The organism is Arcicella aquatica (assembly GCF_034928825.1).
GTDB lineage: Bacteria > Bacteroidota > Bacteroidia > Cytophagales > Spirosomataceae > Arcicella > Arcicella aquatica.
This window is the reverse complement of the sequence record NZ_JAYFUL010000009.1, coordinates 125,181-146,376: the sequence shown is the minus strand read 5'-3', so window position 1 is coordinate 146,376 and position 21,196 is coordinate 125,181. Positions and strand designations below refer to the sequence as shown.

Annotated in this window: 16 protein-coding genes; 2 read left to right on the top strand and 14 right to left on the bottom strand. The window is 36.0% G+C overall.

Going from position 1 to position 21,196, the window contains the following annotated elements:
- Positions 1-4 precede the first annotated feature (4 nt).
- From VB264_RS08230 to kduD, 12 genes are all read right to left on the bottom strand, one after another.
- Positions 5-1,654 (bottom strand): M14 family metallopeptidase, encoded by a 1,650-nt coding sequence (locus VB264_RS08230; RefSeq protein ID WP_323248367.1) that lies wholly within the window; start codon positions 1,652-1,654, stop codon positions 5-7.
- Positions 1,655-1,881: 227 nt separating this feature from the next.
- A complete protein-coding gene (locus VB264_RS08225) occupies positions 1,882-3,162 on the bottom strand; it encodes an MFS transporter (RefSeq protein WP_323248365.1) in 1,281 nt (426 codons plus the stop codon).
- A gap of 40 nt (positions 3,163-3,202) precedes the next feature.
- Positions 3,203-3,877: a bifunctional 4-hydroxy-2-oxoglutarate aldolase/2-dehydro-3-deoxy-phosphogluconate aldolase gene (locus VB264_RS08220; protein ID WP_323248363.1), complete on the bottom strand. Its 675-nt coding sequence runs from the start codon at positions 3,875-3,877 to the stop codon at positions 3,203-3,205.
- Positions 3,878-3,985: 108 nt separating this feature from the next.
- Positions 3,986-4,999, bottom strand: coding sequence for a class 1 fructose-bisphosphatase (gene fbp, locus VB264_RS08215; RefSeq protein WP_309918566.1), 1,014 nt, complete (start codon positions 4,997-4,999; stop codon positions 3,986-3,988).
- Positions 5,000-5,217: 218 nt separating this feature from the next.
- Positions 5,218-6,246 carry a sugar kinase gene (locus tag VB264_RS08210; RefSeq protein ID WP_323248361.1) on the bottom strand — a complete coding sequence of 343 codons (1,029 nt, stop codon included), beginning with the start codon at positions 6,244-6,246 and terminating at the stop codon, positions 5,218-5,220.
- Between the two features lie 137 nt (positions 6,247-6,383).
- The gene (gene uxaC, locus VB264_RS08205; RefSeq protein ID WP_323248359.1) at positions 6,384-7,793 is read right to left on the bottom strand and encodes a glucuronate isomerase; all 1,410 of its coding nucleotides are present in this window, start codon (positions 7,791-7,793) and stop codon (positions 6,384-6,386) included.
- Between the two features lie 97 nt (positions 7,794-7,890).
- A complete protein-coding gene (locus VB264_RS08200) occupies positions 7,891-9,543 on the bottom strand; it encodes a UxaA family hydrolase (RefSeq protein ID WP_309918559.1) in 1,653 nt (550 codons plus the stop codon).
- Between the two features lie 74 nt (positions 9,544-9,617).
- Positions 9,618-11,144, bottom strand: a complete 1,527-nt coding sequence (locus tag VB264_RS08195; protein ID WP_323248357.1) for a tagaturonate reductase — start codon at positions 11,142-11,144, stop codon at positions 9,618-9,620.
- A gap of 364 nt (positions 11,145-11,508) precedes the next feature.
- Complete coding sequence (locus VB264_RS08190; protein WP_323248356.1) at positions 11,509-11,850, bottom strand: cupin domain-containing protein; 342 nt, start codon at positions 11,848-11,850, stop codon at positions 11,509-11,511.
- A gap of 1 nt (position 11,851) precedes the next feature.
- On the bottom strand, positions 11,852-14,188 hold the full coding sequence (locus VB264_RS08185) for a glycosyl hydrolase family 28 protein (protein ID WP_323248354.1): 2,337 nt from the start codon (positions 14,186-14,188) through the stop codon (positions 11,852-11,854).
- A gap of 294 nt (positions 14,189-14,482) precedes the next feature.
- Entirely contained in the window at positions 14,483-15,313 is an 831-nt protein-coding gene (gene kduI / locus VB264_RS08180) for a 5-dehydro-4-deoxy-D-glucuronate isomerase (RefSeq protein WP_323248352.1), read from the bottom strand.
- A gap of 45 nt (positions 15,314-15,358) precedes the next feature.
- Entirely contained in the window at positions 15,359-16,129 is a 771-nt protein-coding gene (gene kduD, locus VB264_RS08175) for a 2-dehydro-3-deoxy-D-gluconate 5-dehydrogenase KduD (protein WP_323248351.1), read from the bottom strand.
- Positions 16,130-16,402: 273 nt separating this feature from the next.
- On the opposite strand from kduD, the gene VB264_RS08170 reads away from it, so the two are divergent.
- Positions 16,403-17,428, top strand: coding sequence for a LacI family DNA-binding transcriptional regulator (locus tag VB264_RS08170; protein ID WP_309918541.1), 1,026 nt, complete (start codon positions 16,403-16,405; stop codon positions 17,426-17,428).
- A 155-nt stretch (positions 17,429-17,583) separates the two neighbouring features.
- On the opposite strand, the gene VB264_RS08165 is transcribed toward VB264_RS08170, so the two are convergent.
- A complete protein-coding gene (locus VB264_RS08165; protein ID WP_323248350.1) occupies positions 17,584-18,609 on the bottom strand; it encodes a zinc-binding alcohol dehydrogenase family protein in 1,026 nt (341 codons plus the stop codon).
- 114 nt (positions 18,610-18,723) lie between these two features.
- Positions 18,724-19,965: an L-fucose:H+ symporter permease gene (gene fucP / locus VB264_RS08160; protein WP_323248348.1), complete on the bottom strand. Its 1,242-nt coding sequence runs from the start codon at positions 19,963-19,965 to the stop codon at positions 18,724-18,726.
- 376 nt (positions 19,966-20,341) lie between these two features.
- On the opposite strand from fucP, the gene VB264_RS08155 reads away from it, so the two are divergent.
- A complete protein-coding gene (locus VB264_RS08155) occupies positions 20,342-21,082 on the top strand; it encodes a tyrosine-protein phosphatase (protein WP_323248347.1) in 741 nt (246 codons plus the stop codon).
- Positions 21,083-21,196: the final 114 nt, after the last annotated feature.

Here is a 21,196-nt window from a genome sequence, read left to right as displayed (position 1 = left end):
TTGGTTATTTTAAGCTAACATTTACAGTTTTTACGCCTGTGGTTGGGCAACCAGCTTCAATACCTACTGAGCCATTACCACTGATTAACCAAGAATATTCTTGGGTTTCACCTGCTCCTAAAGCACTTCTTAGGTTTATTTTCTTCCCTGAAACGATGGCTTGATTTCCTGTCAGTTTCAATTCAGTTTTTACTTTTTGCACCCAACGAACTTTGTCGCCGATTTCTGCATAAGTTGGCAATAAACCTGTATTGATTACTTTAATAGTCACCCTAGTTAATCCTGTTGAAATAGCCTCAGCATTTACATCTACTATCTGTATTTCTGGCATTTGCATTGCCAAAGCTGTTACAAATTTCACGTGTTTATTAGCAGATTCTGTCAGGAAACTTACAGGCGGATTCAGCTTTGCATAAGGGGCAATCCCTCCTACTTCTACATTTTTGTTGGCAAAGTCAGGATGTTTTATCGACTGCCAATTCACAAATACGTCCGTTAATTTTTGTGCATCTGCCCATTTTAAATATCTTACCTCATCATTATCCGAAGCTTTGCTAGGAGTAGCTACTTCTTTTTTAGTACTATCTTTGGGAGCTTGTATTTTAGGTGCCCACCATCCCGGACTTGTAAAACTAAATCTACCTACATGGAAATAAGCAGTTTGTGACAAGTTCCCTTTGGTCTGTGGCAAAACAGGAGCATCTTTCAAGCCTGTTTGAGTATTGTATAGTTTAGCAATTTGTTCACCTACAGTAGCATCTTTTTCTAATATTCCAGTAATAATTCTTTTAGCCGTTTTGCTTCTGTCAAATTTTGTAGCTTCTGTTAAGTTGTTAGCAGGGCCAAAAGTCAATACTGCAAAAACATTTGTGGCTTTGTACAAGAAACTTAACAATGCTTTAGTCTCTGATTCTGATGCAGCAAAATCGCCAGAGCCAGCCGTAAAAATTGGATAGTCATAGGTCATATTTTTATCAATGTTTACTCCTCCTACGCCATCTTCATTAAATGTACCGTCTTTGTCATTATCCATGCCTTCTGTTAGTAATAAATACTTCCCTTTTTCTCCTTTGACTGGGTCTGCTTTTATCAATACTCTTGGGTCTTCTTTACTTACAATAAAAGTCCCTGTTGGGTCTTCTACACGAATCTGAGTGATGATACCATCACCATTCAAATCTTCAAAAGGGTCTTCATTCAAATAGCCATCTCGGTCATCATCTGTTTGTGTATCATTCCCTCCTCTTTCAAATTTCGTTTTCGCAAAAAATTGCTCTTGGGCATCAGGGTTTACACTTGGAATAAAGTAAAACGTCTTTGTCTCTAACAATTTTGCTATTGAGTCTCCGCTTGCACTGGCTAGTTTTTCGGCCATTTGTATGGCTAGTTCTGTTCCTGCCAAGTGTGTTCCATCTACGCCTGCAATAATGGCTATTGCGGGTTTAGTCGAGGTGTTTCCTTTTCCAAGGGTTAAAGCCCAAATGTCTCGATTGCCTTTGCTTTTACCAATTGATTGAATCGTAACGCTAGAAGAAAACTTTGAACTTAATGCTTTGAGTCTAGAAGAAAGCTGTGTATGATTTTGATAAGTGTTTTGGGCCATAGTCCATAATGAAACCGACAATAAACCCGATAAGAGAAATAGTTTTTTCATATTTAGTTATGAAGTTTGTTTGAAATGTAATTTAATGCAAAATACTTCTTTGTATCGACTTTTGCTATTTCCTAAAATTAGATTAGATATATAGCCCTAATTTACTGTTGTAAGGATAAAAATAGCAGATGAAGTAATCGCGGAAAAACGAAAATGCGATAAAACAAAACAGGTATCACATTAGCTGCGATACCTGTAAACACTCTACTATTATCCAATTTAATATTTTAAATGACTACTGGTTCATTTCTTGGTGTAAACAAGTGCATTATTCCCCATGCTAATAGATATGCACAACCACACATGATAAAAATGATGTTATAACCAGCAGTGATATTTCCTTGCGCCTTATATGTATCAAGCAATTGTCCAACAATCATTGGGAATAAAATTCCTCCTACTGACCCTGCCATTCCCCCTAAACCAACAACTGAACTTACTGCTTTTTTAGGAAACATATCAGATGCCGTCGTGAAAATGTTAGCACTCCAAGCTTGGTGAGCTGCCGCTGCCAAACTAATTAACACCACAGCCTGCCAAATGTTTGAACAATATTGTGCAAAAACAATAGGAATTACTGCAATGGCAAAGCTCAACATCGCTGTTTTACGAGCTTTGAATACTGGCCAACCTTTTTTAATTAAATAACCAGAAATATATCCTCCGCCGATACTTCCAATGGTAGTGGCTGTATATACAACGATTAATTCTAAACTTGGCTTCTTTAAATCTAATTTAAAGGTTTCTGAGAAATAAGATGGCAACCAGTAAAGGAAAAACCACCAGATTGGGTCAGTAAGCATTTTTCCGAAGATAAATCCCCATGTTTGACGAATCCCCAACAAAGTAATCCATTTTACAGGTTTTTCTTGCGAAGTATCTGGTTCGTTATCAGATTGAATATACAACAATTCTTCTTTCGAAAGTTTTTTCTGTCTAACTGGAATTTCATAGCCAATCCACCAGAAAATCAACCAAATAAAACCTACACCACCAGTAACAATAAACGCTACTTCCCATCCAAAACTTGCTAATATAAAAGGAACCATTATTGGTGCTACGACTGCCCCAATATTTGCACCAGAATTAAAAATACCAGTTGCTAAAGCTCTTTCTTTCTTAGGAAACCATTCTGCTACACTTTTAATAGCAGCAGGAAAGTTTCCACCTTCTCCTAACCCTAATAAAGAGCGAAACATTCCAAAACCGATGGTACTTCCAGCAAAAGCAGTTAATACACCTGCTGTACTCCACCAAGCTACTGCAATAGCATATCCTAATTTCGTGCCAATCTTATCGATAACTCCGCCGAAAATCATTAATCCCACTGCATACGCAGCCTGAAATGCCATTACTAAATTACTGTAGTCACTTTCAGCCCAATTAAATTCTTTTTCTAATGTTGGCTTTAATAAGGCAATTACTTGTCTATCAAGGTAACTGATTGTGGTGGCAAAAAAAAGCAATGCTACGACTCTCCAACGATACTTCCCTAGGGTGTTTTCCATGAATGTTAAAAAAATTGAGGTAAGCTAATTTAGTGAATTTTTATTTTTTTGATTTCAAGCCTTCAACATATTTCATCAAAGATTCAACAGTATGCGTCAATTCGTCAAATTTTGCGCTAGCCAATAAACTTGCTGGAAACAATTGTGACCCCATTCCCACGGCTGTAACACCCGCAGAAAACCACTGTTTTAAACTATCCTCAGTAGGTTCTACACCACCTGTTACCATTACTTTTACATTGGGCATTGGACCTTTCATTGATTTTACAAAACCAGGCCCCACTACATTCCCTGGAAAAATCTTGACAATTTCTGCACCTAACTGTGTTGCTGCGTAAATCTCATTTAAAGTAGCTGCCCCAGGAAACCAAGCAATATCATTTGCCTGACAAAATGCACCAACTTCTGGTGTAATTACTGGTTGTACGACAAAATCAGCCCCTGCATCAATAAAAACTTTGGCTTGTTCAACCGTAAAAATTGTTCCAATCCCTAATGCCATTTCTGGGCAGTTTTCACGAATAAATGGATAAATCGCCTTAAAAACATCTAAAGCCTTTGTTCCACGATTAGTAAACTCAAAAGCGCGCATACCACCATCGTAACATGCTTTGATTACATTTTGAGTTAACTCAATTTCTTCATGATAAAATACTGGCACCACTGGGAAATCAGCTAGTAATTGATTTAATACTTTGGGTTGAAAAAAAGCCATGCTTGTCTATAATTTTTAAGATTTTTTGGACCAATTGATTCTTGAAATATGTTTAAAACTAGTCAAACACTAAAACTTACTCAATATCATTTAAAATTCATACTTTTTCTACGAAAACTGATTTTCAGTCGCTTTAGTACATTCTTCAATGTCTTCTACCATGCTCGACGAACCAATGTATAGAGGTGAGCGTTGGTGAAGATTTTGGGGCTGTATTTCTAAAATTCTTTGCTTTCCATCAGATGCTTTCCCTCCTGCTTGTTCAATAATAAAAGCCAAGGGTAAACATTCATAAAGTAACCTTAATTTTCCGTCAGGGTTATGACGTGTTGGTGGGTACAAATATACTCCACCTTTTAAAAGATTTCTATGAAAATCTCCGACTAATGACCCAATATATCTGCCTGAATATCTTTTTTGCTTACATTCATTCAAATACTCTTGAATACATTCTGGAAAGTCATAGAAGTTTCCTTCATTACAAGAAAAAATAGTACCGCTTTGGTTTACCTGCATCTGTGGGTGAGATAAGAAATACTCTCCTAAAGAATTATCATACGTAAAGCCATTCACACCCTTGCCTGTAGTATATACTAAAATGGTTGAAGAACCATATAAAATATACCCAGCCGCTACTTGTTCATCACCTCTTTGGATACAATCCTTCATGGAAGGGACTGAGCCAATAGGTGTTTTTCTACGAAAAATTGAAAAAATTGTACCAATTGACACGTTAGAATCAATATTTGATGAACCATCTAGCGGGTCAATAGCGATAACATACTTCGCATGATTATTTCCCGTCAGAATAATTTCAGGTTCTTCCTCAGAAATGATGGCACAAACTTCTCCTCCATTCTTAAGCGCTCTTAAAAAACGAATATCTGCAATGACATCCAATTTTTGCTGAGCTTCACCCTGTACATTTTGTGAACCTAACAGCCCTGTTACATCAGCCAATCCGGCACGATTGATTTCACGATTCAGAATTTTACTTGCCAAAGCAATATCCCTCAATAACTGCGACAATTCTCCCGAAGCAAATTGAAATGCTTCTTGATTCCGCATAATGAACCGATCTAAAGTAATACCAACAGGTAAAGCTAAGTTTTCATTTTTCATAAAAGCCAATATTAATTGTTAAACAAATAGGTTAAGTAAGAGTTGTGAATTGTGAACGGTCTGCCGCCGCAGTGATGAGTTTTGAGCAGACTACCGAGTCGGCTTAAAACCCTAATATATAACACTTTAACCCACGCACTAACGTCGTTTATTTTTCATAAACTAATTATATAAAGCTTAAGAGCCTTTTTTGAAATACAACTCAAAAACGTCAATAGCTAAAGATAATTTTCGAGAATCAGCTTAACGGCTTCTACTTTTTGTTGAGTAGCATCGCCATACTCTTGGAGTTTTCCATAAGCAGCAGCAGCAGCAAAATTGATTACTTCTTGAGGCTCATGTTGTTGGGATAAGCCATAGATTAATCCACCCATAAAACAATCTCCACTTCCTATTTTATCTACTACAGCATCAGCAAAAAATACGGGTGATTGATATTGATTTCCCTCTGTGAAAAGAGTAGTATAATACTCAATGCCTGTTTTTTGATGATCAAATCTATACGTATTGGCTACAAATTTGCACTTAGGAAACTTCGCTTGAATAGCTTCAGAAGTTGCTTTTCCATGTGCAGGATAATCATAATCAGCCTGCTTCTCAAGACTTGTCAATAACAATGGGTCAATGTCTATCCCCAATAAGGTATTCGCTGCCCAAAGGTTGCCCATAATTACATCACAATATTGTGCTAATTCAGGCATTATTTCTGTTGGCTTTTTGCCATATTTCCATAGTTTTGAACGGTAATTCAAATCTACCGAAATAGTAATATTCATCTCTGAAGCTACTTTTAATACTTCTAAGCAAACATCTGCTGCATCTTGATTGAGGGCTGGACTAATGGCACTAAAATGAAACCAAGACACATCTTTCAATACTTCTTTCCAATCTACCTGACCCACTTTTAATACTGAAAATGACGAGTACGCTCTGTCATAAATTACGCCAGCATTTTTCAAGTCAGCTCCTTGTGGTAAATAATATGTCCCGATTCTTTCTCCAGACGTATTAATGACCGAAGTATCAATTCCTTTATCGGCTATATATTTTTTTATATCGTTTGCTAAAGAATTTTCAGGTAGTGCTGTGAAATAACTAGTATTAATTCCCCAGTTAGCAATAGCAGTAGCGACATTCAATTCTGCCCCACCTACAAACACAGGCATTGAAGCATTTTGTATCCAAACGCCATCAGCTTTTGGTGAAAGACGCAATAACAATTCTCCGAAACAACAAACTTTATTCATGATATTTTTGAGCTTTAGGTTGTAGGCTGTAAGCAATAAGCTTTAAGCAATATGCTGTCAATAATACAGTATTTTTATACTCCTGTTTCATAACACTGTGTTGCTTAAAGCTTATTGCTTACAGCCTAAAGCTTAGTTTAAAATTTAAAATAATCCTTGGCATTATTGTAACAGATATTCTGAACCATCTTTCCGATCCATGCTATATCGTTTGGTAATTCGCCATTTTCAATTTCATTCCCTAATAAATTACAAAGAATTCTACGGAAATATTCATGACGTGGGAATGACAAGAAACTTCTTGAATCTGTTAGCATTCCTACAAAGCGACTCAATAAGCCCATGTTCGACAAAGCATTCATTTGTCTTTCCATGCCATCTTTTTGGTCTAGGAACCACCAACCTGAACCAAACTGAATTTTACCTGCTACAGAACCATCATTGAAGTTACCAATCATGGTTGCCATCAATTCGTTATCACGTGGATTAAGGTTGTAAATAATCGTTTGTGCCAATTGGTCATACTCATCTAAACGACCTAAGAACTTAGATAGAGAAGCTGCCTGAGAAAAATCTCCGATTGAATCCCAACCAGTATCTGGGCCTAACAAACGCATTGCTCTTGAATTATTATTTCTCAACGCTCCCAAGTGGAACTGTTGTGTCCAACCTAATCCATGATAAATTACGCCTAAGCTGTGTAAAATCGCCGATTTGAACAACAAAGCCTCGTCAGCACTGATACTTTGTCCAGCTATTGTTTTCTGGAAAACTTTATTGGCATCTTCTTCGGTGAAATCTACTGCATAAATTTGCTCTAAACCGTGGTCAGCTAATCTGCCACCCATTGAAGCAAAGAATTCTGCACGCGTTTTTAATGCCGCAACTAAAGCTGAGAATGTACTGATTTCTACATTAAGCAATGTTCCTAATTTTTCAATAAATGAAGCATAATTAGGATTATCAATTAAAATAAATCTATCTGGACGGAACGTCGGTAATACCTTCGTATCCAGTGTTCCTTCAGTTTTAATCGCTTGGTGATATTCTAATGAATCTAAAGGGTCGTCTGTAGTACAGGCAACTTTTACATTCATTTTTGACAACAATCCTCTTACTGCATATTCAGGTGATTGTAGTTTTTCAGAACATTCATCAAAAATTTTACGTGCCGAAGCTGGATTTAAAATTTCGTGAACGTCAAAATATCGCTGTAATTCTAGGTGAGTCCAGTGATACAATGGATTTCTCATTGTATAAGGTACTGTCTCTGCCCATTTTTCAAACTTCTCATAGTCAGACTTATCGCCCGTGCAATAGCTTTCGTTGATTCCATTCGCACGCATCGCACGCCATTTGTAATGGTCGCCATACAACCAGATTTGTGTTAAATTGCCAAAGCTCTTATTGTTCGCAATTTGGTCTGGTGGTAAGTGATTATGGTAATCAATAATTGGCATCTCTTTAGCAAACTCATGGTACAGTTTACTAGCAGTTGCAGTTTGTAAAAGGAAATCTTCGTCTAAGAATGTTTTCGTGTACAGCATTTTGTTAAAAATTTTGATTTGGTATTGAGAATTTAAATAAGCGAGGATTGATATTAAAAGACATTGAAAATCAATCCTCGATACTCAATTTTCAATCCTATAAAGATACTCCACGTTTCCAAGGAATAAAATCATCTTGTCCATTTCTAACGGCACAAACTTCTATTTCTCCACTAGCTACCTTGATTGCGTAGTTCAAAATACGTTCTCCCGCTTCTTCTATCGTTTCGTCACCTTCGATAATTGTTCCAGTGTTGATGTCGATAATATCAGACATCTTTTCGTACAATTTCGTATTTGTTGCAATTTTAACCACAGGAGCAATAGGGTTTCCTGTTGGTGTTCCTAAGCCCGTAGTGAATAAAACAAGATTAGCGCCCGATGCTACCTCAGCAGTTGTCGACTCAACATCATTGCCCGGTGTACATAAAAGATTTAAACCTGCTTTTTTTACTGGTTCTGGATAATCTAATACCGCAGTCACTGGTGAAGTACCTCCTTTTTTAGCTGCTCCAGCAGACTTGATAGCATCTGTAATTAATCCATCTTTGATGTTCCCTGGTGATGGGTTCATATCAAAGCCAGACCCTACAGCCTTCGCACGGTCATTATAAGTATTTACCAAATAGCTGAACAATTTAGCATCTTCTGGGTTCAAACAACGGTCTGTTAACTCTTGCTCAACACCACATAATTCTGGGAATTCAGCTAAAATAACCGAACCTCCCAAGCCTATTAATAAATCAGACGTATAGCCAATAGCAGGGTTGGCAGAAATACCAGAGAAACCATCAGAGCCTCCGCATTCTAACCCAATACACAATTTGCTTAATGGTGCTGGCTGACGTGTATTTTGGTTTGCTTGAATTAACCCTACAAAGGTTTGTTTCAATGCCAACGCCATCAAGTCAGATTCAGTACCAATATTTTGTTGTTCTAGAATATAGAGTGGTTTTTTGAAGTCAGCATCACGTTTAGCGATTTCTTCTTGTAAGATACTAGCTTGTGCATTCTGACATCCTAAACTCAATACGGTTGCTCCTGCGCAGTTAGGGTGTGTAATATAACCTGCTAATAATCCACAAAGTGCTTGGGCATCTTGACGAGTACCTCCGCAACCACCATCATGCAACAAGAACTTTACGCCATCTACATTTGGGAAAAGCTTTTGTTTTGAATCTTTCTCACCTTGCGCTTGTAAATCAGCTTGTAAAATTTCTTCAACAGTTTTACCCGCTTTGTACAACGCTATCAAATCATGCGTTTGATTTTGGTAATCATGCGTACGAGCATACCCTAAATCGTCCACTAAAGCTTCACGAAGTACTTCGATATTACGATTCTCACAAAATACCAATGGAATTACTAACCAATAATTAGCCGTACCTACGCTACCATCTGGGCGGTGATATCCATTGAATGTTTTACCTTCAAAAGCCGCTAACGACGGTGCTTGCCATTCTGCATGGTTTTCGCGCAATTCAAATGAATCTACCGCATGCTTCACATTGAAAATATTGATACTACCTCCTTTCAGAATTGGAGATTGAGCCTTTCCTACTAATACGTTATACATTCTAATTTCGGCTCCTACTTCAAAATCCTCAGTAGCAAATTTGTGTTTAGCTGCAATATCTTCAGTCAGGGTATAAGTCTGGCCATCCAACTCCACAGTTTGACCTTTCGATAAATCTGTTAAAGCGACAATCACATTGTCGTTAGGATGAATTTTTAAAACGTTTCTTTTCACGATGAATATTTGATGATTGGTTAAAGTATTAATTCTTTGAGTTCACACAGAGTATTTTGAACTTAAAAGTAAGACTAAGCCTTACTATACTCAACCAATTCACCTTTATTAAGGTATGTTTTTAAAGAAGTATTCATTGTTTTTTCAATCATTTGATTCAAAAATGCTGTAACACTTTCTGCAAAGCCTGCAATATTTGTTAAATCTGTTTCCCAAAGGTTTTTATCATTCAATACTGATATTACCAATTCATCGCTTGATAATTTAGCCCATTTTGCAAAGAAATAATCAGCCTTATCATCTTGAATCTGGTAATATTCGTCTTCATGAATACCATAATATTTCCCATTCTCTTCTTTGACGGCCTTCATAAACAATAAATATGCCGCAAAACCAAAAGCAATATATTCAGGAACACATTGATAAATTTTGTAATAATTCAACAACGTTGGAATATTTCGCATTTTCATTTTAGACGTATATTGTACCGTAATACTCAACCACTGATGGTCTAGATTAGGATTACGGAAACGATCTATCACTTGCATGCCAAAACGTTGAGCTACTTTCTCATCTACCTTATAAGGAATGCCTAGCCCTATTTCTGCCAACATCAAATTATTGACAAAAGCTGACATTACTTCATCTTGCATGGCTTCTTTTACTGTTTTGAAGCCTGCTAAAAATGCTAAACCACAACTAAGTGTATGGGTACCGTTGAGCAAACGTAATTTTAATTCACGGTACAAGTCAATGTTGGGCTCAATAATTACGCCTTCGTCTGCTTGATGAAACGACAGGATATTTTTAACTTTTTGATTTCCTTCAATAGCCCACAAACGATATACTTCTGATACGATTAATAAGTCGTCTTTATAGCCCAATTCTGCTTCGATATTTGCCTTAACAGCCGCGCTTGGTTTCCCTGGCACAATTCTATCTACTAATGAATTACAGAAGGTTACCGATGATTCTAGCCAATCAATAAATTCAGACTCTAAAGCATTACGATGCGCTAACTCGAAAATAATGCCTTCTAGTTTTTTACCGTTATCAGGTATTAATTCCGTCGGAACAATTACCATTCCGTGTTCTTTACTTCCTTCAAAAGCTTTGAACCTAGCATAAAGAAAGGCTAATACTTTACCCGGAAATGAGATTGGCGGAGACTGCTTTATGTCGTCCTGCACCAATTGAATACCTACTTCAGTGGTGTTAGAAGTAATTATCTGTAACGCTGGATTTTTAGCACATTCCAAAATAGCATCCCATTCAGTCTTAGCTGATAATACACGGCTAATGGCTGACGAAATTGTATTCTTTTCAAAAACATTTCCTTGTTGAATCCCTCTTTCACAAATAGTATAAAGATTATCTTGGCGGTCAAAAGCTTCGGCATCACCTCCGTCGGTTGACTTTACCACTACAATTCTACCATTAAATATTCCTTGCTGATTAGCTTTATTAATAAAGTAATCTGGCAAGCCTCTTAATAGTACGCCTGTTCCAAACTGTAATACCTTTTCAGGTAAATTAAACAAAGATTCAGGAAGCGCTACATTGCCTTTACTGAGGTTTATTTGATTTTGAGAAGTATTCATTATGTTAGAAATCTTTAATAGAGAAAAGTAGTTGGGTAGCAAACTTTACAACCCAACCATTTTATGTATATTAATAATGCTTGATTCTTTTTTGAGACTTTAGGATTTAGGACTTTAGGACTAAAGGATTTTAGACTTAAAGACGTTAGACGTTAGACTTTGTTTTTTAGTCTTAAAGATTTATGACTCTAGGACTAAAAGACATTAGACACTAGACTTTGTTTTTTTAGACTTAAAGATTTATAAATTTAGGACTAAAAGATATTAGACTAAAGAGTTTAAGAATAAAGGGATTTATAGTATTAAAAAAACAATCACTAATTCACTAATTCGCTAAATCACCATTCACTAAATCACTAACTATCTATACAAAGTCTGCGCGCATGGGTGAAAAGACATCTATTAATTCACCTGCTTCTAAACAGACTGCTCCGTGCAGTATATCTGATGGTACAAAGTAAACATCACCTGTTTTTAATACCTTTTTGTCCTCGCCGATGGTTATTTCAAAAGCACCTGCTGAAACATAGCTAATCTGTAAATGGGGATGTGAGTGAATCGCTCCTACGCCTCCTTTTTCAAAAGCTACTTTCACCAACATAATGTCATCATTGTATGACATTACTTTTCTTTTGATTCCTCCGCCGAGTTCTTCCCAAGCTACCTGTTCATCAGACACCAAGGTTAATTCTTTTACTGATAGCATATTATTTTTTATTACTGTAAATATTTTTAGATACTTTTTTCCCAAACTCTACTTCTTTCTTAGCTTTTGAAACATCAGTATTTAATAACTTAACCCCTTGCGTTCGCTCTCCAGTAATTTTTAATAGCACCTCAGCATTTTCATAGCGAATATCGTCAAGAGTTACGTTTTTACTGTTCTGTACCTGCATGGTCGTTTTATCTTTTGTTATCAAAGTAATATTTTTTAACAAAATATTTTCTGCTTCAATACAAAGTAAACCTGTATTTGCTTGAAATACTGCGTTTTCAATTAAAATATTTTTAACGCTCATCTCTGGTAAACCTCTTACTTTTATCGCTGTTTCGGCACCCAAGCAATTAATGTTTCTTACGTAAAAATCTTTGAATTGTGGCGTAGCTTCTGTCAAAGGCTTGGCTTCCATCTGTGGCAATTCATCAGAATCTCCATTAAGCGAAACAGGGTCTTTGCCTGCATAATACATATCAAATAATACTGCTTCACCCGCTATATCTGTCATTTGTACGTTGTTGACATATATTTTCTCAACAACTCCACCTCTACCTCTGGCTGTTTTAAAACGTAAGCCTACGTCTGTACCCAGAAATGTACAATTAGATACATACATATTTTTCACCCCTCCAGACATCTCTGAACCAATTACAAATCCTCCATGCGCATGATATACTTTACAATCTTTGATGATAAAGTTTTCGGTCGGTATGCCTCTTTTTCTACCTTGTTCATCTCTGCCCGATTTAATTGTAATACCGTCATCACCCGTATCAAAAATACAATTTTCCATGATACCATTTCTACAAGATTCTAAATCTACACCATCGCTATTTTGAGCATACCAGTAGTTTTTAACGTCTACATTTCTCATCGTAATATGGTCGCTAAGTAATGGATGGAGCGTCCATGCGGGCGAATTCTGAAAATGTAGCCCTTCTAATAAGATAAACTTACAACGTGTTAAACTCACCATATTAGGTCTTAAAAAGCCTTTAATTACCTCATAATCCTTGGCTGTTTTTCCATTAGATAATTTACTTCCTCCTTCTAACAAAGCACCTTGTTTTGACTGTTCATTGGGATACCATGTATTTTTAGCGTCATCTAAAACACCACCAGATTTCACCAATTTATTCCATTGTGCCTCTGTTTGCTTACTTTTTTTAATGGCTCTCCATGCATCTCCTCCGCCATCTATTACACCATCACCCGTTAAGGCTATATCTATTAAATCAACCCCTGAAATTGGTGCTTGACAACGGTAAGCTTCTTCACCTTCCCACGTTGTTGCAATAATTGGGTAGTCATTTATATTTCTACTAAATTGTAATACTGCGCCTTTAGCAACATTCAGATTTACGTTCGATTTCATGGTAATAGGCCCTGTTAACCACAGGCCACTTGGAATCAAAACAGTACCCCCTCCCGACTCTGAGCAAGTCTGAATCGCTTGGTTTATTGCTACAGTATTTACGGTAATTCCATCAGACTTTGCACCATAACGGATAATATTAAACGTATCCTTTTTAAATACTGGCGTATAGTACTTTGGTAATTCAAATTCATACTTCTCTTGAAACTCTGACTTCTTTAAAAAACTCTTTAATTCAGCCCCTGATTCAAGAATTCCTTCCGCTACTAAACTCGCCATTACCGATGCACCGTATTTTGAAAAATGGGTATCGTCTGCTATTCCTTTGGGATGTTTAGCATAAAATCCCTCTGTATAGTGCATGAATAATTTCTTCGAACCTTCTATTCCATGTTGCTCAATTACTGCTTTACTTTTGGCATGAAGGTCAATCAATGCCACACCTAATTCTTTTGCTACAGCTTTTACAACCGCAGGATACTCTCCATGCTGGTCTACAAACTGTCCGTTAGTATCAAACTTTCTACGCATCACGGGTGTAATCAAAATAGGATTAGCACCTTTTGCTCTAGTTTCGTTGACAAATTTAATAAGGTTATTTCTGTAGGTGGTTTGTGGCGCCGCATAACGAGTACTATCAGCAATCTTTTGGTCATTATGCCCAAACTGAATTAATACCCAATCTCCTTTTTTTAATTGTTTTGTTACAGCCTCCCAACGTTTTTCGTTAATAAAGCTTTTGGTACTTCTACCATTTACAGCATGATTCTGTACTTGGACTGTCTCAGTTAAATAATTATGTAATATCATTCCCCAACCCGTTTCAGGACTATCCACTGGTGGTTTATCAGCACAGGTAGAGTCACCAATGAGGAAAACCGTCATTTTCTCATCTGTACTTTTAAAAGCCGTAAGAACAACACATAATATGAGACAAAGTATTTTTTTCATTGTAAATAGAGATTGATAAGTAATTGAGTTGTGAATTGTGAGTGATGAGTTTTAAGTTGTCGCCAATGCAATTTAAAACCCTGATGCATAACACTTTAATCCACACGCTAATTTCGTTTATTTTACTTAGCCTACCCAAGGCTTAATAACGCCATGTTATTTTCTCTCTGTCATATAATTTAAGCAAGGCTTTCATTTATCGTAAACAAGTGATAATTAGAAACTTGAACAGCTAATCACCAATCGCTATTTACTAATCACTACTTAAATTATATGATAGAGATAAAGAAAATATTATCGTAAAGATGGAATCTCTACAAAATCCATATCAGTAAATAGTTGGTTTTCACCAGCCATTGCCCATATAAAAGAATAATTCGCTGTACCACAACCTGAGTGAACTGACCAAGGTGGTGAAATAATCGCTTGGTGATTCGATACAAATAAGTGGCGAGTTTCCTGTGGTTGACCCATCAAATGTAAAACCGCTTGGTTTTGAGGAATATCGAAATAACAATATACTTCCATTCTACGGTCATGCGTATGGGCAGGCATTGTATTCCAAACACTACCATTTGCTAACACCGTTAGTCCCATTACCAATTGACAGCTACGAATACCATCCAAGTGAATGTACTTATAAATCGTTCTTTCATTAGAAGTTTGGTTGCTTCCCAAATTTACTGGTGAAGCTTCTTCTTTTTTCATCAAACGAGTAGGATACGACTGGTGTGCAGGTGATGAAATCAAAAAGTATTGTGCTGGGTTAGCCGCATCGATACTTTCAAAAAACGCCGTTTTAACACCTTTTCCTAAATACAAACAATCTAATTTATTAATCAAGAATACTTCACCATCAGCAGTAATTTTACCATCGCCCCCAACATTGATAATGCCTAGTTCTCTTCTTTCTAAAAAATAATCACTTTTCAGTGCATCATAGTTTGGTAAAGCAACTACAGCATTTACAGGCATCGCTCCACCTGTAATTACTCTATCATAATGTGTATAAGTTAGATTTACTTGGTTAGCCTCGAACAATTTTTCGATTAAAAAATTAGCTCTCAAACTTTCCGTATTCATACTAGCCACTTCTTTGGGGCTACTTTCGTATCTACTTTCCATGTTATTAAATCTTATTAATTGAATAATATAATTGTAAAAGGATGCTTATCTTCCCATCCAGCCACCATCTACTACCACGATAGTTCCGTTTACATAAGCACCAGCTTCAGAAGCTAAGAAAACTACTGGACCCATGAAGTCTGTTGGTTCTCCCCAACGTCCTGCTGGAATACGGTCTAAGATAGATTTACTTCTTTCTGGATCTGCTCTTAACGCAGCAGTATTGTCTGTAGCGATATAACCAGGAGCAATAGCGTTTACATTTACACCTTTTGAAGCCCACTCGTTAGCCAAAGCTTTCACAACGCTAGCGATTGCTCCTTTTGAAGCCGCATAACTTGGTACATTGATACCACCTTGGAAACTTAATAAAGAAGCTGTAAATATAATTTTACCAGAACCTCTCGCTACCATATCTCTACCGAACTCGCGTGCTAAGATAAATTGAGCATCCAAATTGATTGATAAAACTTTATCCCAATATTCGTCAGAGTGTTCTGCCGCTGGATTTCTCAAAATCATTCCCGCATTATTAATCAAAATATCAACTTGTGGATGTTTAGCCTTCACTTCATTAATAAAAGCATAAAGGGTAGCTCTATCACTTAAATCTACATTGTAACCAGCGAAATTTCTTCCAAAAGCTCTCACTCCTTTTTCAATTTCACTATTTTCTGGTTCAAGGGTAAGGGCTGCACAAATGATGTCTGCTCCTGCTTCGGCCAATGCCAATGCCATTCCCATTCCAATACCTCTGTCACAACCAGTAACTAAAGCCACTTTACCTTCTAAACTAAATAATGATGATAAACTCATAAGTTTTATTTTTTTAATTATTCCAAGATTTAAACTATTTGGTCAGAAAAACTATCCACCAAACCCAGAACAAACGTATGCTTTAAAAGTACAGCGTTCAAGTAAATATTTGAATATTTTTATGCAAACGTTATCGGGAACGTTCTCATTAATAATATTTTTTATACTTATTTAATACAATTTGAGATTTTTAATAGAATTTAGTAGTCTGCCCTATTTTTTAGCCATAAAAAAATTATACTTTTGTAATTGTACAAATCAAAGAACAAAACATTGGAACTGATTACTATCAAAGATATTGCTAAGGCTTTAAATTTATCTACTTCTACCGTCTCTAGGGCTTTAAGAGGAAGCTATGAAATTAATCCTGATACCAAAAAAATGGTCATTGAATATGCTGAGAAGTATAATTATAGACCAAACCCAATTGCATTGAGTTTGAAAGAAAACAAAAGCAGGTCGATTGGAGTAATTGTTCCTGAAATAGATAATCCTTTTTTCTCACAAGTAATCAATGGGATTGAAGCCATTTCATATAACAGAGGGTATCATGTCGTTATTTTTCAAAGCCATGAGTCTTTTGAAAGAGAAAACATCAACCTCAAACACATTGCTTCACGCAGGGTGGATGGATTGCTCATTTCATTAGCTGGCGAAACCAATGATGTTTCACAGTTAAAAGAACTTAATGAAAAAGGAATGCCCATTGTATTATTCGACAGGGTGTCTGATGAAATAAACACGCACAAAGTAATCTCTGATAATTTTGAAGGTGCTTTCACTGCTACAGAGCACCTGATTCGTGGAGGAAGAAGGCGGATAGCCCATATTTCTGGCTCGCCTTATTTATCGATTACTAAAGAAAGAGTAAGAGGTTATATCGCAGCATTGAACAAATATGAAATTCCTGTGGATGAAGCCATGATTAAATATTCTAATTATTCTTTAGAAAATATAGAAACATTCATTGATGAGCTTCTATCTGAAAAACATCCTCCAGATGGCATCCTAACAGTAAGTGATAGACTAGCTTTGGGTTGTTTGGCTACTTTGAAAAAGAAAAACATTACCATTCCCGAACAAATAGCCATGGTTGGTTTTACTAACCTCAAGGCTGCCTCTATGTTAGAGCCAGCCTTGACGACAGTAGTGCAACCATCCTTAGAAATGGGTCAGCGTTCGGCTGAGTTATTGCTAGATTTAATTGAGCGAAAACCCTCAAGCATTCCTCAAACTTACCAAACCTTCAAACTATACACAGAATTGATTATTAGAGATTCATCGGTTGTGAAGGTATAGCTGTTGGGTATCAGCTATCGGACGTCGGGTATCGGTCATCAGGTATCGGATTTCGGATTAAATTTTAGAAATTTAGGTCTCTGTTTTTCAGCTATTATTATATTCCCTTGAATTAGTTTTTTTGTAATTTAGTAAGTCTATATTAATCCGAAAGCTTACACGCTTAACATTGCTTTAATCACTTTAGAACTTGGGTCTAGCCAAGATTCAAAGACATTTGGTAATTCTTCAAAAGGAGCTTCATGCGTAAGCCAAGCTTGGGTTTGAATATTTCCTTCTTCCATATTTTTAATAATCATTTTAAAATCAGCAGGAAGAGAATTTCTACTAGCAAAAAGTGTCATTTCTCTACGATGGAAGTCTGGATCAAAAAATGTAACATCTCCTTGAAATAACCCCACAAAAATCAATTTCCCACCAAAAGCTAAATAAGAAAAAGCCTTCATCATAGACTGTGGATTACCCGTTGCATCAAAAATCACCGTTGGCAAAGCTCCATTTAATGCCGTTTTTAAATCATCCGAAGTAAATCCTTCTTTTGCCAGTACCGACACATCTGTATTAAACAATTGCTTAGCAAAATCAAGTCTTTGTTGGTTAAAATCCATCACTACAATCTTAGCTTGATGTAGTTTAGCAAACTGGATTACTGATAAACCAATCGGCCCTGCACCAATTACTAACACAATATCATTGCTAGTGACACTGGCTCTCTGCACAGCATGAGCTCCAATACCCAAAGTTTCTACGAGTGCTAATTGTTCATATCCTAACACTTTTGAACGGTGTAGTTTATGGGCAGGAATCTTTAGAAACTCACACATTCCTCCATCCGTATGTACGCCCATTACTTTTAGGTTTTCACAACAATTAGGCTTTTCATTTAAACATGCCTGACAAGTACCGCAATTTAAATAAGGCTCAACAGAAACCTTATCGCCAATCACCAATTGTTCAGTATCAACATTTTTTCCTAATGCAACCACTTCAGCACCCAACTCATGACCAAGTACTCGGGGATATGAAAAAAAAGGTTGTTTTCCTCTGAAAGCATGATAATCTGTACCGCAAATACCAATTTTATGAATTTTGATAAGCGCCTCATTATCCGCCAACTTATCATCTATTTCCCTTGAGATTAACTGAAACTCACCAGGTTGATTTAGAATAATTGTTTTCACTAATTTCTATATTTTTAATTATGCTTGATTATAAATCTTATTACCTAAAATGCATACAATATCTCCTTAACCTGTAAACAGATTAATGCCAACTCACGCTTTTTCCTAACCTAATTAACTTTGGCTCTTAACTTCTGACCCTTTCCAACCGAAATAAAACACGACGAAAAAGCACACCAATGGTACAGAATATGCCACTTGGATACTCATCATGTCAGAAAGTCTACCCATAATTAACGGAAAAATAGCCCCTCCGACGATAGACATAATGACTAATGATGACCCTATTTTAGTTTCCTTGCCTAACGATTTAATACTTAGTGAGAAAATAGTAGGGAACATAATCGACATAAAGAACTCAACTCCAATCAAAGCATATACAGATAACATTCCTCCATAAATAACTACGATTATCAAAAGCACAACATTGATTAAAGCATACACTGCCAAAAGAACATTAGGGCTGATATAACGCATCAGAAAAGTACCTATAAAACGACCAATCATAAAACAAAACAAGGCAGCAGATAGAAAATTAGCCGCCGTTTTTTCATCAATATTAGCGGTTTTTCCTAAATAGCGAATAAAAAAACTAGACACGCATACCTGTGCACCTACATAGAAAAACTGTGCTATTATTCCCCAAACTAGGTGTTTATGACGCATAATAGATTGGCTTCCTGTTGGCAATTCAATATCATGTCCCGCTTCAGTAATTTCAGGAAGCTCACTTTTATATAATAAAATTGCCACTACCAATACCACTATACCTATAATTAAATAAGGCATTTTTACAGTGGCAGCTTCTCCATCTAAAAAAGTACTCATTTGTGCTGCTGACATTGAGGCAGTTTCAGCACTAGTTAATGTATTTCCGGATAAAATAAATAATCCTCCTAACAAAGGAGCAATTGTGGCAGCCAAACCATTAAATGATTGTGCAAGGTTTAATCTTTGTGATGCACCTTCAGGTTCACCAAGTACAGTCATGTACGGATTCGCAGCAGTTTCTAAAAAAGTTAAGCCACTTGCTATCACAAACAGAGCCGTTAAGAAAAAAGCAAAAACACGCGTATTAGCGGCGGGAATAAATAAAAATGCTCCTATCGCAAATAAAAGTAAACCAGCAATAATACCTGTTTTATACCCAAACTTCTTCATTACCATACCCGCAGGGATGGCCATAATAAAATATGCAATAAAGAACGAACCATCAATTAACGAAGATTGAAAATCTGTAAGCTGACAAGCTTTCTTAAGGTGCGGAATTAATATTGGATTTAAGTTATGTGCAAATCCCCAAAGGAAAAACAAAGTAGTCAATAAAATAAAAGGTACTAAATATCTGTTTTTCATAAAAAATATGTTAATAGTTTAAGATTGATACATGTATAATCGCAATAACAAGTAGAAAAAATCATAAACTACTCTATTTTTTAAATAATAATTTTGATAATACAAAGAAAAAACATTTACAAACATATAGCATTCACGTTATTATCAAAGATTTATGGTATTTTAGCATAAATGTTTAGCGTCTAGCTAAAAGAAATGTGTAATGAGCTCATCGTAACACAGAAATGAAGCTTTTATTTAAAACTTCAACAGTATTATTTGAAGTTTTAAAACAATTAAACCCATACAGAATAAGACTCTTCGCTCAAAATTTAAAATAAAAAAGCTTATAGCGTAATCATCTATAATGTAAAGCTTACAGCTTAAATTAAAAGATATGTTTTCATTTTTTAAAAAATCATCAGACACTCCTAAAATAGTAGATTTTTCATTTATTGGTACAGATATTCATTCACATCTCATACCGGGTATTGATGATGGCTGTGCTAGTATTGAACACTCTGTTGCTTGTATTCAAAAATTAAAGGAATTAGGCTTTTCTAAAATTATCACTACGCCACATATCATGGCAGAGGTATATCCTAATACACCTGAAATCATCAATGAAGGTTTGACTATCTTAAAAGCAGCCTTGGTGGAAGCGGGAATAGATATTGAGATAGAAGTTGGCGCAGAATACAAAATTGATGAACAATTTACAGGCCTATTAGAAACTGATAATTTATTGACTTTTGGAGATAAATATATATTAGTGGAGTTCTCTTTTGTAGCTGCCCCCATTAATTTAGAAACCATTATTTTCAACTTAAGAACAAAAGGCTATCGGCCAATTATTGCTCATCCAGAACGATACTTATATTTAAGTGAAAACCTTGCTAAGTTTGAAGAATTGAAAGCATTGGGATGCCATTTACAATTGAACCTGATGTCCTTGGTCAATCAATATGGGCCAAAGGCCAATGAAATAGCCAATAAATTGTTGGACATGAATCTCTATGAGTTTATGGGTACTGATTTACACAGACCTGACGATGTAAGAATTCTGAATAAATTATTACAATCTAAAAGTATTCTTAACAAACTCTCTAAATTAAGGCACCTTAATGAGAAAGTTTAATGCTTGTTTGAACCATAAGGCATTCAGAATTTCATAATCAAACATGAGTCATCCCGAATTTTTCCTAAAATTGTGCGTTTTGGAGTCAATTTGTGAGGTTTTCTACTTAATTAT

Excerpts from the sequence above, each read along its gene's own strand:
- VB264_RS08230 (WP_323248367.1), bottom strand. The coding sequence starts at position 1,654 with ATGAAAAAACTATTTCTCTTATCGGGTTTATTGTCGGTTTCATTATGG.
- VB264_RS08225 (WP_323248365.1), bottom strand. The coding sequence starts at position 3,162 with ATGGAAAACACCCTAGGGAAGTATCGTTGGAGAGTCGTAGCATTGCTT.
- VB264_RS08220 (WP_323248363.1), bottom strand. The coding sequence starts at position 3,877 with ATGGCTTTTTTTCAACCCAAAGTATTAAATCAATTACTAGCTGATTTC.
- fbp (WP_309918566.1), bottom strand. The coding sequence starts at position 4,999 with ATGAAAAATGAAAACTTAGCTTTACCTGTTGGTATTACTTTAGATCGG.
- VB264_RS08210 (WP_323248361.1), bottom strand. The coding sequence starts at position 6,246 with ATGAATAAAGTTTGTTGTTTCGGAGAATTGTTATTGCGTCTTTCACCA.
- uxaC (WP_323248359.1), bottom strand. The coding sequence starts at position 7,793 with ATGCTGTACACGAAAACATTCTTAGACGAAGATTTCCTTTTACAAACT.
- VB264_RS08195 (WP_323248357.1), bottom strand. The coding sequence starts at position 11,144 with ATGAATACTTCTCAAAATCAAATAAACCTCAGTAAAGGCAATGTAGCG.
- VB264_RS08190 (WP_323248356.1), bottom strand. The coding sequence starts at position 11,850 with ATGCTATCAGTAAAAGAATTAACCTTGGTGTCTGATGAACAGGTAGCT.
- VB264_RS08185 (WP_323248354.1), bottom strand. The coding sequence starts at position 14,188 with ATGAAAAAAATACTTTGTCTCATATTATGTGTTGTTCTTACGGCTTTT.
- kduI (WP_323248352.1), bottom strand. The coding sequence starts at position 15,313 with ATGGAAAGTAGATACGAAAGTAGCCCCAAAGAAGTGGCTAGTATGAAT.
- kduD (WP_323248351.1), bottom strand. The coding sequence starts at position 16,129 with ATGAGTTTATCATCATTATTTAGTTTAGAAGGTAAAGTGGCTTTAGTT.
- fucP (WP_323248348.1), bottom strand. The coding sequence starts at position 19,965 with ATGAAAAACAGATATTTAGTACCTTTTATTTTATTGACTACTTTGTTT.
- VB264_RS08155 (WP_323248347.1), top strand. The coding sequence starts at position 20,342 with ATGTTTTCATTTTTTAAAAAATCATCAGACACTCCTAAAATAGTAGAT.